This is a genomic window from Streptomyces cyslabdanicus, assembly GCF_052663305.1.
Genome location: NZ_JBQRUW010000022.1, coordinates 25,812 through 40,061, shown reverse-complemented (window position 1 = coordinate 40,061; position 14,250 = coordinate 25,812). Strand labels below are relative to the sequence as shown.

Genomic DNA, 14,250 nt, shown 5'->3' with positions numbered 1-14,250 from the left:
TATGCGTGAAATGACCAAGGGTTCGAATGTGGCTCTGGCGACCCTGAGTGAGAACGTCGGTTCGGTGATCGTCAGCCTGGGCTGGGGGAGCCCGACCGGCGAAGGAGACGCGGATGTCTCCGTCCTGTTGCTGGACGCGAACGGCAAGGTCCGCAGCGACACCGACTTTTACTTCTACAACAACCCGGTTGCTGCCGACGGGAGCGTGCAGCTCCTGGGTAAAACGCCGACGGCGGACGGCAACGAGGACCGGATCAGCTTCGACCTGACTGCAGTTCCGGCCGACGTCGACCGCATAGTCGTGGCTGCCAGTCGGTACAACGGAGCGCGCTTCGGTGAACTTGAGGACGTACGCCTGTCATTGGCCGACGGAGCCGGTGAGGACCTTCTTCGCTTTGCCATCGACGACGTCGACTCGATGAGTGCGATCATCTTCGGTGAGCTGTACCGGCGCGAAGAAGAGTGGAAGTTTCGCGCTGTCGGTCAGGGCTACGACACCGGTCTCGCCGGTCTGGCAACGGACTTCGGCGTCGACATCGAGGACGACGCGGAAGCAGCAGAAGCACAGGACAGTGCAGCGATCGACGATCAGGAGGACATGGCGGCTCCGTCCTCGGTCGACGAGCCGAGTCCACAACGAACGCCGGAGGTCGTTCCGTCTCCTCGTCAGCCCGAAGACGGTGGCGAGTCACGGAAGCCGACCGCTCGACCTCGTACCGCGAAGAAGAAGGTCACCCTGCCCAAGGTGGCCAAGAAGACCTTGGCGGAAAACGAGTCCTGGAGGGAGGCCCGGCTCTTTCCGGTGTCGGCGCTCAAGAGCGACCGGGACCGTGAAATGCGGGCCACCTCGGTGCTGCTGTCTGTGATGGCGCAGGTGCCGGAGTTCGGCAGGAGACTAACCGCAGCGTTCGGAGCGCCGGCAGGTCGCATGGAGACCTTCACCGAGGTCACCCTGCCGCACGGCGACACACCGCGGCGTCCCGACGGGGTGATCCGTGTCGAGCGGGCAGGCAAGCTTTGGACGGCCCTGGTCGAGACGAAGACCAACGGCAACGCCCTCAAGGCCGATCAGGTGCAGGCGTACATGGATATCGCCGCGCGCCGTGGCTACGAGGCTGTGATCACGCTGTCGAACGACGTCGCGTTGGAAGGCAGCCCGCTCGTCGACGTCAAGATCGACGGACGGCGCAAGCACAAGGTCGCCCTCTGGCACCTTTCCTGGGCGGAAGTTGCGCACCAGGCACAGATGCTGATCCGCTACGAGGGCGTCGGCAATGCGGCGCACGCCTGGCTGCTGCAAGAACTGCTGTACTACCTGCAGCACGACAACTCCGGCTGCCACGGCTTCCAGAACATGGGCCCGGCCTGGGTCCCCGTACGCAACGGAATCGACGACGAAACCCTGTGCCAGGGAGATTCGCGCGCACTGGAGGTCGTCGAGAGCTGGGAACGGCTCATCCGGCAGGTATGTCTCGGGCTCGGCGGCGAACTGGGGCAGAAAGTCCTCCCCGTGCAGCGCACCAAGCGGGGAACGGATCCAGGAGCACGTCGGAGCCGCCTCGCCGATCAACTCTGTCTCGATGGAAAACTGCAGGCGGAACTGCGCATCGAGGGAACGCCCGGCATCCTGGCGATCAGTGCGGACCTCCGTACAGGCAAACTGCGTACCTCCATCGAGATCCCGGCACCAGAGCAGGGCTATCCCCTGTCCTGGGCGAAACGGCTCATCCGGAGCTTGGCCGAAGCGCCGGCGACTCTCCACATCGAAACCGTCGTCGACGGAGAGAAAGGTGGCCCGCGGGGCACGCTGGAACGGCTCCGCCCCGAGCCGGCGGACATGCTCCCGCAGGACAGCGGCACCCGCATCACCGGTTTCCGCCTGTCTTTGATCAAGAGCATGGGAAGCGGCCGCGGCAACGCCGAGTCCGGCTTCATCCGCAGCGTCGACGACGCGGTGCACCGCTTTTACACCACCGTGGTGGTCCATTTGGACCGTGCAACGCCCCGCCGAGGACCGTCCAAGGAAGGGGCGGCGACGGGCTGAGCCGTAGCAACCACCTCGGCCGACGGGCTGCGCGCGGCTGCCGCTGGCAGTCACGGGCTCCTGTCGGTGGAAGGGCTACGGTCATGGAAGAGCGCGGGGCCCCTGGACTTGTCCGGGGGCCTTTCCGTTTGCCGGGGCCGACCTGGGCAGATGCTCCAAGATCCTGTCCACGAATAGTCCACAGACCCCGTCCTAGGGCCGCTCAGCGCTGCATACGCCTACACATACAAGAAGACCCCGGCCTCAGCGTTTCCGCTGGTGACGGGGTCTTTGGGCACCTCATGAAGGGTGCCCCCGGCAGGATTCGAACCTGCGCACACGGCTCCGGAGGCCGTTGCTCTATCCCCTGAGCTACGGGGGCGGGTCGGGCGCGTTGTCTGCGCGGCGACGGGTAGAACACTACCAGTTCCGGGAGGGTGGTCATGAACGTTTTCCGGTGGGGTCCCGGGGGTGGGTCCCCCGGACGGGGTGGAAGTGGGGAAAAGCCGGACGCGGTGGCCGGTCCGGACCTACTCTCGAGTGGTGCCAGCCGCTTCGGGCCGGGTGCTTGTTGTGGACGACAACAAGGTCATCCGGCAGTTGATCAGGGTCAATCTTGAGCTTGAGGGGCTCGAGGTCGTGACCGCGGCCGATGGTGCCGAGTGTCTGGATGTCGTGCATCGGGTGCGGCCCGATGTCGTCACGCTCGATGTCGTCATGCCGCGACTTGACGGGCTGCGGACCGCGGCCCGGTTGCGGGCCGATCCGCTCACCCGTGATCTTCCGCTCGCCATCGTCAGCGCCTGTTCGCAGTACGAGGTCGACGCCGGGCTCGACGTCGGCGTCGACGCCTTCCTCGCCAAGCCCTTCGAGCCGGCGGAGCTCGTGCGGGTCGTGCGGCGGTTGATCGACGGTGGGGCCCGTGGGGCGGGGGAGGCCGAGCCCGCCGGGCGTAGCAGCGGGTGAGACGGTTCCCGGTTCCTGGGGCTCGGCAGCTCCGGCTCCGCAGTCCCAGCTCGGCAGCCCCGTCGATTCCGGCGGTTCTCGTTCACGTGGTCCACATGGCGATACCGCGCCCAAACCAGCTCGCTTACCCACCCCCCTCCTCCCCTACGCTTGTCCCGTGACCCCCGTGGAGCTCTCCCGTACCGTGCTGAGCGCGGTCCGTCGCGCTGTCGACGTGGGGGAGCTGAGCGTCGGTGTGCCCGAGCGGGTCGTGGTCACGCCGCCTCGGCCCGGTGGTTGTGGTGACTACGCCACCAACATCGCCCTCCGGCTCGCCCGGTCCGCCGGGCAGCCGGCCCCGGTCGTCGCCCAGGTGCTCCGGGGCCATCTGCTCGGCATCGACGGCATCGACGACGTCACCGTCACCGGACCCGGGTTCCTCAACATCAGCCTCCGTGACGCCGACGCCGAGGCCGCCCTCGTCCGGCTGGTGGAGGACGTCCGGCGGTCGGGGGAGCGGTACGGGTACGCCCCGCCGGCGACGGGAGCCCCGGAGACGACGGGGACCCCGCGGTCCCGGGTGACGGGCACCCCTCGGTCCCGGGCGACGGGGAGTCCTCAGTCGACCCCGACCGTCGTGGAACTGTGCTGCCCCCGCGAGGTCCGCGCCGTCGTCGTCGCGGATGTCGTGGCGCGGCTGCTCCGGTCCCAGGGCGGCGAGGGGCGGGTCGTCTGCGCGGGTCCTGTCCCCGCCGACTGGGAGCGGGTCCTGGGCGTGCACGTCGATGCCCCCGGTCACGTCGATGCTTCCGGTGAGGACACGCCGCACGGCCTCCGCGCCCCCGTTCGCGTCCGTGTCCGGCCCGTTCCCGCCCCCGCCGACCCCCTCCCCCTCGGCCGCGACGCCGCCCGCTGGGCCCTGCTGCACCCCGCCGGCCACGACCGGCCCCGTATCGGCCACGACCGCCCCCGTATCGGCGACGGGCAAGACGAGTACGGCGGGCACGACGGACCCGGCGGGCACGACGAGCGCTGCACGCCCGGCGGGCACGACGGACCCGACGGGCACGACGAGCGCTGCACGCCCGGCGGGCACGACGAGCGCTGCACGCCCGGCGGGCACGACGGACCCGACGGGCACGACGAGCGCTGCACGCCCGGCAGGCACGACGCGCTCGACCGGCACCTCGTGCAGCGCGAGAGCAACCCGCTCTTCCGCGTCCGGTACGCCCACGCCCGCACCCGGGCCCTCGGCCGCAACGCCGCCGACCTGGGCTTCGGGGCCGAGGCGGGGCCCGTCGACGTCGCCCCGCCCGAGCTGCTCACCCTGCTCGCCGACCATCCCCGCGTGCTCGCCCGCGCCGCGGACCACCGTGCTCCCGACGTTCTCGCCCGGCACCTCGTCAGCGTTGCCGATGCCGTGCTGCCCTTCCTCGCGACCGTGCTGCCGCGTGGGGAGGAGAAACCCTCGGCCGCCCACCGCGCCCGGCTCGCCCTTGCCGAAGCCGCCGGGACGGTGCTGGCCGGTGGCCTGTCCCTGCTCGGCATCGACGCACCCGAACACCTCTGAGAGAGCCCACAGAGAGCCGCACTGACATGAGCCGTTCCGCACATCCCGCCGGGCCCCGCCACGCCGACGTCCTGCCCGAGGGGCACTACTCCGCCCCGCCCGCCGACCTCAACGCCCTCGACCCCAAGGTCTGGGCGCAGACCGTCGGCCGGCGCGAGGACGGCGTCGTGACCGTCGGCGGTATCGCCGTCACCGACCTCGCCGAACGGTTCGGCACCCCCGCCTACGTCCTCGACGAGGCCGACTTCCGGGCCCGGGCGCGGGCCTGGCGCAACGCCTTCGGGCACGACGCCGACGTCTTCTACGCCGGCAAGGCGTTCCTGTCCCGGGCCGTCGTGAGGTGGCTCGACGAGGAGGGGCTGAACCTCGACGTCTGCTCCGGCACCGAGCTCGCCACCGCGCTGTCGGCCGGAATGCCGGCCGAGCGGATCGCCTTCCACGGCAACAACAAGTCCCCGCAGGAGATCGAGCGGGCCGTCGAGGCCGGGGTCGGGCGGATCGTGCTCGACTCCTTCCAGGAGATCGTGCGGGTCGCCCACATCGCGCAGTCCCTCGGGAAGCGGCAGCGGGTGCAGATCCGGATCACCGTCGGCGTCGAGGCGCACACGCACGAGTTCATCGCCACCGCGCACGAGGACCAGAAGTTCGGCATCCCGCTGGCCGGGGGGCAGGCCGCCGAGGCCGTACGGCGGGCCCTCCAGCTCGACGGACTCGAACTCATCGGGATCCACTCCCACATCGGGTCGCAGATCTTCGACATGTCCGGGTTCGAGGTGGCCGCGCACCGCGTGGTGCGGCTGCTCAAGGACATCCGGGACGAGCACGGGGTCGAGCTGCCGGAGATCGACCTCGGTGGCGGGCTCGGGATCGCGTACACCAGCAACGACGACCCGCGTGAGCCGCACGAGATCGCCAAGGCGCTGACCGAGATCGTCACCCGTGAGTGCGAGGCCGCCCGGCTGCGTACGCCCCGCATCTCCGTCGAGCCGGGGCGCGCCGTCGTCGGGCCCACCGCCTTCACGCTCTACGAGGTCGGCACCATCAAGCCGCTGGAGGGGCTGCGGACGTACGTGTCCGTGGACGGCGGCATGTCCGACAACATCCGCACGGCGCTCTACGACGCCGAGTACAGCGTGGCGCTCGTCTCCCGTGTCTCCGAGGCCGAGCCGATGCTCGTCCGGGTCGTGGGCAAGCACTGCGAGAGCGGGGACATCGTCGTCAAGGACGCCTTCCTGCCGGCCGACCTGGCGCCCGGTGACCTCGTCGCCGTGCCGGCCACGGGGGCGTACTGCCGGTCCATGGCCAGCAACTACAACCACGTGCTGCGGCCGCCGGTCGTCGCCGTGGCGGGCGGGGAGGCCCGGGTGATCGTCCGCCGGGAGACGGAGGAGGACCTTCTGCGGCTCGACGTCGGATGAGGCTCGACGGCGGATGAGGCCCGACGCGATCACGATGACCCCACGCGCTCACGATGACCCCACGCGATCACGACGGCCCCACGCGACCACGACGAACAACGGTGACATCGCCGAGGCGCGGCCGGAAGATCTCCCGTCTTCCCGGCCGGCGGAAATGAAATAAACGTCTCACGTTCCGGACAAATAGCAGATACCCCGGACCGGTGCGTGAGACTGGTCCCACCGAAGACGGTATGAGGAAACGAGGTCGGATGATGCGTACGCGTCCGCTGAAGGTGGCGCTGCTGGGCTGTGGGGTTGTCGGCTCAGAGGTGGCGCGCATCATGACGACGCACGCCGCCGACCTCGCGGCCAGGATCGGGGCCCCGGTGGAGCTCGCCGGGGTCGCCGTGCGGCGCCCGGACAAGGTGCGTGAGGGCGTCCCCGCCGACCTCGTCACCACCGACGCCACCGCGCTCGTCAAACGCGGCGACATCGACGTCGTGGTCGAGGTCATCGGGGGGATCGAGCCCGCCCGGACGCTCATCACCACCGCCTTCGAGCACGGCGCCTCCGTCGTCTCCGCGAACAAGGCCCTGCTCGCCCAGGACGGGGCCGCCCTGCACGCCGCCGCGGAGGCGAACGGCAGGGACCTCTACTACGAGGCCGCCGTCGCCGGCGCCATCCCGCTGATCCGGCCGCTGCGCGAGTCCCTCGCCGGGGACAAGGTCAACCGGGTGCTCGGCATCGTCAACGGCACCACCAACTTCATCCTCGACAAGATGGACTCCACGGGGGCCGGCTACCAGGAAGCCCTCGACGAGGCCACCGCGCTCGGGTACGCGGAGGCCGACCCGACCGCCGACGTCGAGGGGTTCGACGCCGCCGCCAAGGCCGCCATCCTCGCCGGGATCGCCTTCCACACGCGGGTACGGCTCGACGACGTCTACCGCGAGGGCATGACCGAGGTCACCGCCGCGGACTTCGCCTCCGCCAAGGAGATGGGCTGCACCATCAAGCTGCTCGCCATCTGTGAACGGGCCGAGGACGGCGGGTCCGTCACCGCGCGCGTGCACCCCGCGATGATTCCGCTCACCCACCCGCTGGCCTCCGTGCGCGGCGCCTACAACGCCGTGTTCGTCGAGTCCGACGCGGCCGGGCAGCTGATGTTCTACGGGCCCGGCGCCGGCGGCGCGCCCACCGCCTCCGCCGTGCTCGGTGACCTCGTCGCCGTCTGCCGCAACCGGCTCAACGGGGCCACCGGGCCCGGCGAGTCGGCGTACGCGGCGCTGACCGTGTCGCCCATGGGGGACGTCGTCACGCGGTACCACATCAGCCTGGACGTCGCCGACAAACCGGGTGTGCTCGCCCAGGTCGCCACCGTGTTCGCCGAGCACGGGGTGTCCATCGACACGGTGCGCCAGCAGGGCAAGGACGGTGAGGCCTCCCTCGTCGTCGTCACCCACCGTGCTTCCGACGCCGCCCTCGGCGGGACCGTGGAGGCGCTGTGCAAGCTCGACACCGTGCGGGGTGTCGCCAGCATCATGCGGGTTGAAGGAGAGTAAGCAGCAATGACCCACCAGTGGCGCGGAATCATCGAGGAGTACCGGGACAGGCTGCCGGTGTCCGACAGCACGCCGGTCATCACGCTCCGTGAGGGCGGTACGCCCCTCGTGCCCGCGCAGGTGCTGTCCGAGCGCACCGGCTGCGAGGTCCACCTCAAGGTCGAGGGCGCGAACCCGACCGGGTCCTTCAAGGACCGCGGCATGACGATGGCGATCAGCAAGGCCAAGGAGGACGGCGCGAAGGCCGTCATCTGCGCCTCCACCGGCAACACCTCCGCCTCCGCGGCCGCCTACGCCGTACGGGCCGGGATGGTCTCGGCGGTGCTGGTGCCGCGGGGCAAGATCGCGCTCGGCAAGATGGGTCAGGCGCTGGTGCACGGCGCGAAGATCCTCCAGGTCGACGGCAACTTCGACGACTGCCTCACGCTCGCCCGCGCGCTCAGCGACAACTACCCCGTGGCGCTGGTCAATTCGGTCAACCCGGTGCGTATCGAGGGTCAGAAGACGGCCTCCTTCGAGATCGTCGACATGCTCGGCGACGCGCCCGACATCCATGTCCTTCCGGTCGGGAACGCGGGCAACATCACCGCCTACTGGAAGGGCTACCGCGAGTACGCCGCGGACGGCCTCGCCACCAGGACGCCCCGCATGTGGGGCTTCCAGGCCTCCGGCAGTGCGCCGATCGTGCGCGGCGAGGTCGTCAAGGACCCGTCGACCATCGCCACCGCGATCCGGATCGGCAACCCGGCCTCCTGGACGTACGCGCTGGCCGCGCGCGACGAGTCCGGCGGTGCCATCGACGAGGTCACGGACCGTGAAATCCTGCGCGCCTACCGGTTGTTGGCCGCGCAGGAGGGCGTCTTCGTCGAACCGGCGTCCGCCGCGTCGGTGGCCGGCCTGCTGAAGGCCGCCGAGCAGGGCAGGGTCGACCCCGGCCAGCGGATCGTCTGCACGGTCACCGGCAACGGCCTCAAGGACCCCGACTGGGCCGTCGCCGGCGCCCCCCAGCCGGTCACGGTCCCGGTCGACGCGGCCACGGCGGCCGAACGCCTGGGCCTGGCCTGACGGCACCTCCCGTACCGTCGACCCGTACCGTCGACGGCGATCGCGACGACCGACGGCGTCCGGCCCCGCACGGGCCGGCGCCGGTCGAACCGGTGGCGGTCGGGCGTCGCCGGTTCAGCCGTCCGTCGCCCGTGTGTCATCGCCCGCCTGACCGCGGTGGCCTCCCGATGCCGGACGCGTACGGCACCGAGTGCCTGAGCGCGGCCCGGTCGGCGGCCCCGCCGTCCACGTCCCCGTCAGCGGTCCCCGCCGTCGACGCCCCGCCCGCCGCGTTTCGCCCGGTCGGCGCAACGCGCGCACCCCGCGCCGGGTACGCAACCGCGCGGCGTGTGGAGGCGTCTTGGCCAAGGGACATCGGAGGAGGGTGGCACAGGGGGCTTGCGACACGCATCGTGCGCCTCCCGTGCGCCCTATGTCGCCACTGAACTTTCCTTCGATAGGCTGTAGGCAACCCGACCGCCGCACACGCCCATGCAGGTGGCGGTGGTCCGCCGTCTTTCGCGGCCTGAGGGTCCTCCCCGTTCCTGTCGATCGTCATTCGACCATCACGCAGCTCAAGGAGAGTCAACGAGCGATGGCCGGTCCCGCGTTCCGCGCCGCCGCCGTCCGGGTGCGCGTCCCCGCCACCAGCGCCAACCTCGGCCCGGGCTTCGACGCCCTCGGCCTGTCGCTGGGGCTCTACGACGACGTCGTGGTCCGGGTGGCCGACTCCGGGCTGCACATCGACATCGCCGGCGAGGGCGGCGAGACGCTGCCGCGGGACGAGAAGCACCTGCTCGTCCGCTCGCTGCGCACCGCCTTCGACGTCCTCGGCGGACAGCCGCGCGGCCTGGAGATCGTCTGCGCCAACCGGATTCCGCACGGCCGCGGCCTCGGCTCCTCCTCCGCCGCCATCTGCGCCGGAATAGTCGCGGCCCGCGCCGTGACCATAGGCGCCGAGGCCAGGCTCGACGACACCGCGCTGCTCGAGCTGGCCACCGAGATCGAGGGCCACCCGGACAACGTGGCGGCCTGCCTGCTGGGCGGGTTCACCCTGTCCTGGATGGAGGCCGGAGCCGCCCGGGCCATCAGGATGGAGCCCTCCGATTCCATCGTTCCGGTGGTTTTCGTGCCGGGAAAGCCGGTACTCACCGAAACCGCGCGCGGCCTGCTGCCGCGCACCGTGCCGCACGTCGACGCCGCAGTCAACGCGGGCCGCGCCGCCCTGCTCGTCGAGGCCCTCACCCGGCGCCCCGAGCTGCTGCTGCCGGCCACCGAGGACCGCCTCCACCAGGAGTACCGCGCCCCTGCCATGCCGGAGAGCGCGGCGCTGGTGGAGCGGCTGAGGGCGGACGGCGTTCCCGCGGTCATCTCCGGCGCCGGACCCACGGTCATGGCGCTCGCGGACGCGGGCACCGCCGACAAGGTGGAGCAACTGGCGGGCGCCGACTGGGCCGCCAACCGGCTGAGTCTCGACCTGAAGGGAGCCTGCGTACTGCCGCTCGCGGCGGGCGCGGAGATCTGAAAGCCGGCTGTCGCCGGTTTCGAGAGGGGGAATGTTTGTTGGATCCGGTAGTGTTAACCTCAAGTCTGCACCCGACCCCACCATGGCGAGGTGCTTCGTGTCCCCGTCCGGGACAGACATTTCTCCGGGAGCCCCCCACGCCGCACTGTGTGGTGTACGACGTACCTGGGCAGTACCTCGTATGCGCACACTGAGCGGTCCACCGGGCACGCTCCGGAATCGGCGCGACCAGGCCACGTGACTCAGCGACACTCGGTGCCGCTGATGGTCGAGGAAGCGCCAATCACCAGATATCTCTTCCGCCGTTTTGGGCGGACCACCGCCCCGGCACGGTTCACCAGCAAGGACCGAAGCCGGACAGCACAACCGGTCGCCGAGCCAGACAGGCCGACGTCCGCTCCAGGGAAGGACCCTTCGTGAGCGACACCACCGATCTGATGGGCGCACGTGTCGAGGAGACCGCTGCCGCGCCCGCCACGGACGCCTCCGCGCCTGCCACCGGTGCCGGCTCCCGGCGGCGCCGCGGTACCGGCCTCGAGGGCATGGTGCTGGCCGAGCTGCAACAGGTCGCATCCGGCCTCGGCATCAGGGGTACCGCGCGGATGCGCAAGAGCCAGCTGATCGAGGTCATCAAGGAGGCGCAGGCGGCCGGGGGCGCCCCCGCCGCGAAGGCCGCGCCTGCCGCGGGGGACGCCGCCGAGACCAAGCCGAAGCGCCGCAGCACCTCCCGGGCCCGTACGGGCGAGGAGGCCGCGCCCGCGAAGAAGTCGGCCGAGGCCCCCGCAGCCAAGACCTCGAACGAGGCGGAGCAGTCCGGGACCCCCGCCAAGTCCGTGGCGCAGCAGCAGATCGAGATCCCCGGCCAGCCGGCCGGCGGCGGCGAGCGTGGGGGAGAGGACGCTCCGGCCGAGCGCCGCAGGCGCCGGGCCACCGCCGAGGCGGGCGCCCCGGCGGGCAGCACCGAGACCGTCGCCGCCGAGCCGAAGGGCGAGACCCCGGCCCAGCAGCAGTCGCAGGGCGACGCCGGTGACGGCGGCGAGGGCCGTCGTCGCGACCGCCGTGAGCGCGGTCGGGACCGTGACCGCGACCGCCGCGGCAAGGGCGACGACCAGCAGGGCCAGGGCGGCCAGCAGCAGCGCCAGCAGCAGGGCGGCGGCCGGCAGGACCGTCAGCAGCGGCCCGACGAGGACGGGGACGACTTCGACGGCGGCCGCCGGGGCCGTCGCGGCCGCTACCGCGACCGCCGTGGCCGCCGTGGCCGCGACGACGTCTCCGAGCCGCAGATCGCCGAGGACGACGTCCTGATCCCGGTCGCGGGCATCCTGGACATCCTCGACAACTACGCCTTCATCCGCACGTCGGGCTACCTGCCGGGTCCCAACGACGTGTACGTCTCCCTCGCCCAGGTCCGCAAGAACGGCCTGCGCAAGGGCGACCACGTCACCGGTGCGGTCCGCCAGCCGAAGGACGGCGAGCGCCGCGAGAAGTTCAACGCGCTGGTCCGGCTGGACTCCGTCAACGGCATGGCGCCCGAACACGGCCGTGGGCGGCCGGAGTTCAACAAGCTGACGCCGCTGTACCCGCAGGACCGGCTCCGTCTGGAGACCGACCCGGGCGTCCTGACCACCCGCATCATCGACCTGGTCTCGCCCATCGGCAAGGGCCAGCGCGGTCTGATCGTGGCCCCGCCGAAGACCGGCAAGACCATGATCATGCAGGCGGTCGCCAACGCGATCACGCACAACAACCCCGAGTGCCACCTGATGGTCGTCCTCGTCGACGAGCGTCCGGAAGAGGTCACCGACATGCAGCGGTCGGTCAAGGGCGAGGTCATCTCCTCGACCTTCGACCGCCCGGCCGAGGACCACACCACGGTCGCCGAGCTCGCCATCGAGCGCGCCAAGCGCCTGGTGGAGCTGGGTCACGACGTGGTCGTGCTGCTGGACTCGATCACCCGTCTGGGCCGTGCGTACAACCTGGCGGCCCCGGCCTCCGGCCGCATCCTGTCCGGTGGTGTCGACTCCACCGCCCTGTACCCGCCGAAGCGGTTCTTCGGTGCGGCCCGCAACATCGAGGACGGCGGCTCGCTCACCATCCTCGCCACCGCCCTGGTGGACACCGGGTCCCGCATGGACGAGGTGATCTTCGAGGAGTTCAAGGGCACCGGCAACATGGAGCTCAAGCTCGACCGGAAGCTCGCCGACAAGCGCATCTTCCCCGCGGTGGACGTCGACGCGTCCGGTACCCGCAAGGAGGAGATCCTGCTCGGCGCCGAGGAGCTCGGCGTCGTCTGGAAGCTGCGCCGGGTGCTGCACGCGCTCGACCAGCAGCAGGCGATCGAGCTGCTCCTCGACAAGATGAAGCAGACCAAGTCGAACGTCGAGTTCCTGATGCAGATCCAGAAGACCACGCCGACTCCCGGCAACGGCGACTAGTCGTTTCGCCGGGTTACCGGCACGCCGGGCAAGCCGGTAAGAGGCGCAGCGAAGGCCGCCCCCCTGTCTCAGGGGGGCGGCCTTCTGCCGTTGTGGACCCTGCGTGGCTGTTGCTGTCCCTGCGTGGCTGTTGCGGTCCCTGTGAGGCTGTTGCGGTCCCCGCGAGACCTTCGCCACAGGCTCCGCGCCTCCCCTCGACCCCCACGGCGTCGCCCGGCCCGGCGTCACCGCAGGTGAGCGGGGTTACCAACTGGTACACAGCGGTGCATGGTGGCTATGTCCGTATGGGGTGGACACGCAGCGTTGTGCAACCCTTTCCCGAGTTCCCCCGTCTGACCGGAGGAGCGACGATAGTGCGGTACGGGTCTCACCGACCGAGAACCGACCGGGGCCCGACCCCGACCGCAGGGGGTTAACCGACCGCAGACGCGAGAGCCGAGGAGCGCATGCCTGCCGACAGCACGCGAGGACCGGGCATACCAGGGGAGACCGGCGACACCGGGCCCCGCCGCCGCGGCAAGGGCCGCCGTCGCAAGCCCCCCACCGGGCGGCGCAGGGCCCTGACGGTCCTGGCCTGGACCGCCGCGGGGATCGTCGTGCTCGGCGGCGCGGGAGCGGGCGTCCTCTACTTCAAGCTCAACGGCAACCTCAGGACGGTCGACATCAACCAGGCCCTCGGTGGCGACCGGCCCACCAAGGCCGACAACGGCTCCGAGAACATCCTCGTCCTCGGCTCCGACACCCGCTCCGGCGGCAACAAGAAGCTCGGCGGCGGCGCCGACGACGGCACCGCCCGCTCCGACACGGCGATGATCGTGCACGTCTACAAGGGCCACAAGAAGGCCGGCGTGGTCTCGATACCGCGCGACACCCTCGTCGACCGCCCCGAGTGCACCGACGCCAAGGGCGGCAGGCACGCGGCGGCGCACGGCGCGATGTTCAACGAGTCGTTCTCCGTCGGTGGCGCCGCCTGCGCGGTGAAGACCGTCGAGTCGATGACCGGCCTGCGCATGGACCACTACCTGGAGGTCGACTTCAGCGGGTTCCAGAAGCTCATCGACGATCTCGGCGGAGTCCAGGTCACCACGACGAGGAACATCGACGACCCGAAGAGCCACCTCGCCCTCAAGGCCGGCACACACACCCTCGACGGACAGCAGGCCCTCGGTCTGGTCCGCACCCGGCACGGTGTGGGCGACGGCTCCGACCTCGGCCGTATCCAGCTCCAGCAGGCCTTCGTCAAGGCGCTGGCCGACCAGGTCAAGCACATCGGCGTCCTCACCAACCCCAAGAAGCTCTACGACCTCGCCGACACCGCGACCAAGGCCGTCACCGCCGACTCCGACCTCGGCTCGGTGAACTCCCTGATCGCCTTCGCCGACGGCCTGAAGGGCATCAGCTCCTCCCACATGACCATGGTCACGATGCCGGTGCAGTACGACCCGGCGAACCCCAACCGCGTCCTCGTGCAGAAGGACAAGGCCCAGCAGGTCTGGAACGCCCTGAGGGACGACAAGCCCATCCCCAAGGCGGCCACCGAGGGCACGGCCACCGGCAAGGCCAAGGGCGTGGTGAGCGCACCCTGAGGGGCGCGGGGAACTGCGCGACAAGCCACGAACGACCCGCGCCCGCCCATGGTGAACAAGTGGCACCCCCGGCACGCGGAAAACCCCCACAGCCCCGCGGGGACCCGCGGGGAATACCCGACCCCACCCCCCGGTTTGGGTGGATGGCCCCAGTCCTGGC

At 70.8% G+C, this 14,250-nt stretch carries 9 protein-coding genes and 1 tRNA gene; 9 read left to right on the top strand and 1 reads right to left on the bottom strand.

Translation table 11 applies throughout. The features are described from left to right. Window position 1: 1 nt before the first annotated feature. Window positions 2-2,044: a TerD family protein gene (locus ACTYVM_RS14195; protein WP_445526296.1), complete on the top strand. Its 2,043-nt coding sequence runs from the start codon at window positions 2-4 to the stop codon at window positions 2,042-2,044. Window positions 2,045-2,333: 289 nt separating this feature from the next. Here the strand turns inward: ACTYVM_RS14195 and ACTYVM_RS14190 are convergent. After that, a tRNA-Arg gene (locus ACTYVM_RS14190) sits at window positions 2,334-2,405 on the bottom strand. Between the two features lie 113 nt (window positions 2,406-2,518). On the opposite strand from ACTYVM_RS14190, the gene ACTYVM_RS14185 reads away from it, so the two are divergent. The 8 genes from ACTYVM_RS14185 (at window position 2,519) to ACTYVM_RS14150 (ending at window position 14,090) form a co-directional block, all read left to right on the top strand. Beyond that, window positions 2,519-2,989 carry a response regulator gene (locus tag ACTYVM_RS14185; protein ID WP_445526434.1) on the top strand — a complete coding sequence of 157 codons (471 nt, stop codon included), beginning with the start codon at window positions 2,519-2,521 and terminating at the stop codon, window positions 2,987-2,989. A gap of 157 nt (window positions 2,990-3,146) precedes the next feature. Next, on the top strand, window positions 3,147-4,538 hold the full coding sequence (gene nrtL / locus ACTYVM_RS14180; protein WP_445526295.1) for an ArgS-related anticodon-binding protein NrtL: 1,392 nt from the start codon (window positions 3,147-3,149) through the stop codon (window positions 4,536-4,538). A 26-nt stretch (window positions 4,539-4,564) separates the two neighbouring features. Further along, window positions 4,565-5,956 (top strand): diaminopimelate decarboxylase, encoded by a 1,392-nt coding sequence (lysA, locus tag ACTYVM_RS14175; protein ID WP_445526294.1) that lies wholly within the window; start codon window positions 4,565-4,567, stop codon window positions 5,954-5,956. 251 nt (window positions 5,957-6,207) lie between these two features. Then, on the top strand, window positions 6,208-7,500 hold the full coding sequence (locus tag ACTYVM_RS14170) for a homoserine dehydrogenase (RefSeq protein ID WP_400029140.1): 1,293 nt from the start codon (window positions 6,208-6,210) through the stop codon (window positions 7,498-7,500). 6 nt (window positions 7,501-7,506) lie between these two features. Beyond that, window positions 7,507-8,565, top strand: coding sequence for a threonine synthase (gene thrC / locus ACTYVM_RS14165; RefSeq protein ID WP_445526293.1), 1,059 nt, complete (start codon window positions 7,507-7,509; stop codon window positions 8,563-8,565). A gap of 574 nt (window positions 8,566-9,139) precedes the next feature. Further along, window positions 9,140-10,069, top strand: coding sequence for a homoserine kinase (gene thrB / locus ACTYVM_RS14160; protein ID WP_445526292.1), 930 nt, complete (start codon window positions 9,140-9,142; stop codon window positions 10,067-10,069). 416 nt (window positions 10,070-10,485) lie between these two features. Next, complete coding sequence (gene rho / locus ACTYVM_RS14155) at window positions 10,486-12,504, top strand: transcription termination factor Rho (protein ID WP_445526291.1); 2,019 nt, start codon at window positions 10,486-10,488, stop codon at window positions 12,502-12,504. A gap of 446 nt (window positions 12,505-12,950) precedes the next feature. Further along, the gene (locus tag ACTYVM_RS14150; protein WP_445526290.1) at window positions 12,951-14,090 is read left to right on the top strand and encodes an LCP family protein; all 1,140 of its coding nucleotides are present in this window, start codon (window positions 12,951-12,953) and stop codon (window positions 14,088-14,090) included. Window positions 14,091-14,250 lie beyond the last annotated feature (160 nt).

Coding starts and splice junctions, on each gene's coding strand:
- lysA (WP_445526294.1), top strand. CDS start 4,565: ATGAGCCGTTCCGCACATCCCGCCGGGCCCCGCCACGCCGACGTCCTG.
- ACTYVM_RS14170 (WP_400029140.1), top strand. CDS start 6,208: ATGATGCGTACGCGTCCGCTGAAGGTGGCGCTGCTGGGCTGTGGGGTT.
- ACTYVM_RS14195 (WP_445526296.1), top strand. CDS start 2: ATGCGTGAAATGACCAAGGGTTCGAATGTGGCTCTGGCGACCCTGAGT.
- ACTYVM_RS14150 (WP_445526290.1), top strand. CDS start 12,951: ATGCCTGCCGACAGCACGCGAGGACCGGGCATACCAGGGGAGACCGGC.
- thrB (WP_445526292.1), top strand. CDS start 9,140: ATGGCCGGTCCCGCGTTCCGCGCCGCCGCCGTCCGGGTGCGCGTCCCC.
- thrC (WP_445526293.1), top strand. CDS start 7,507: ATGACCCACCAGTGGCGCGGAATCATCGAGGAGTACCGGGACAGGCTG.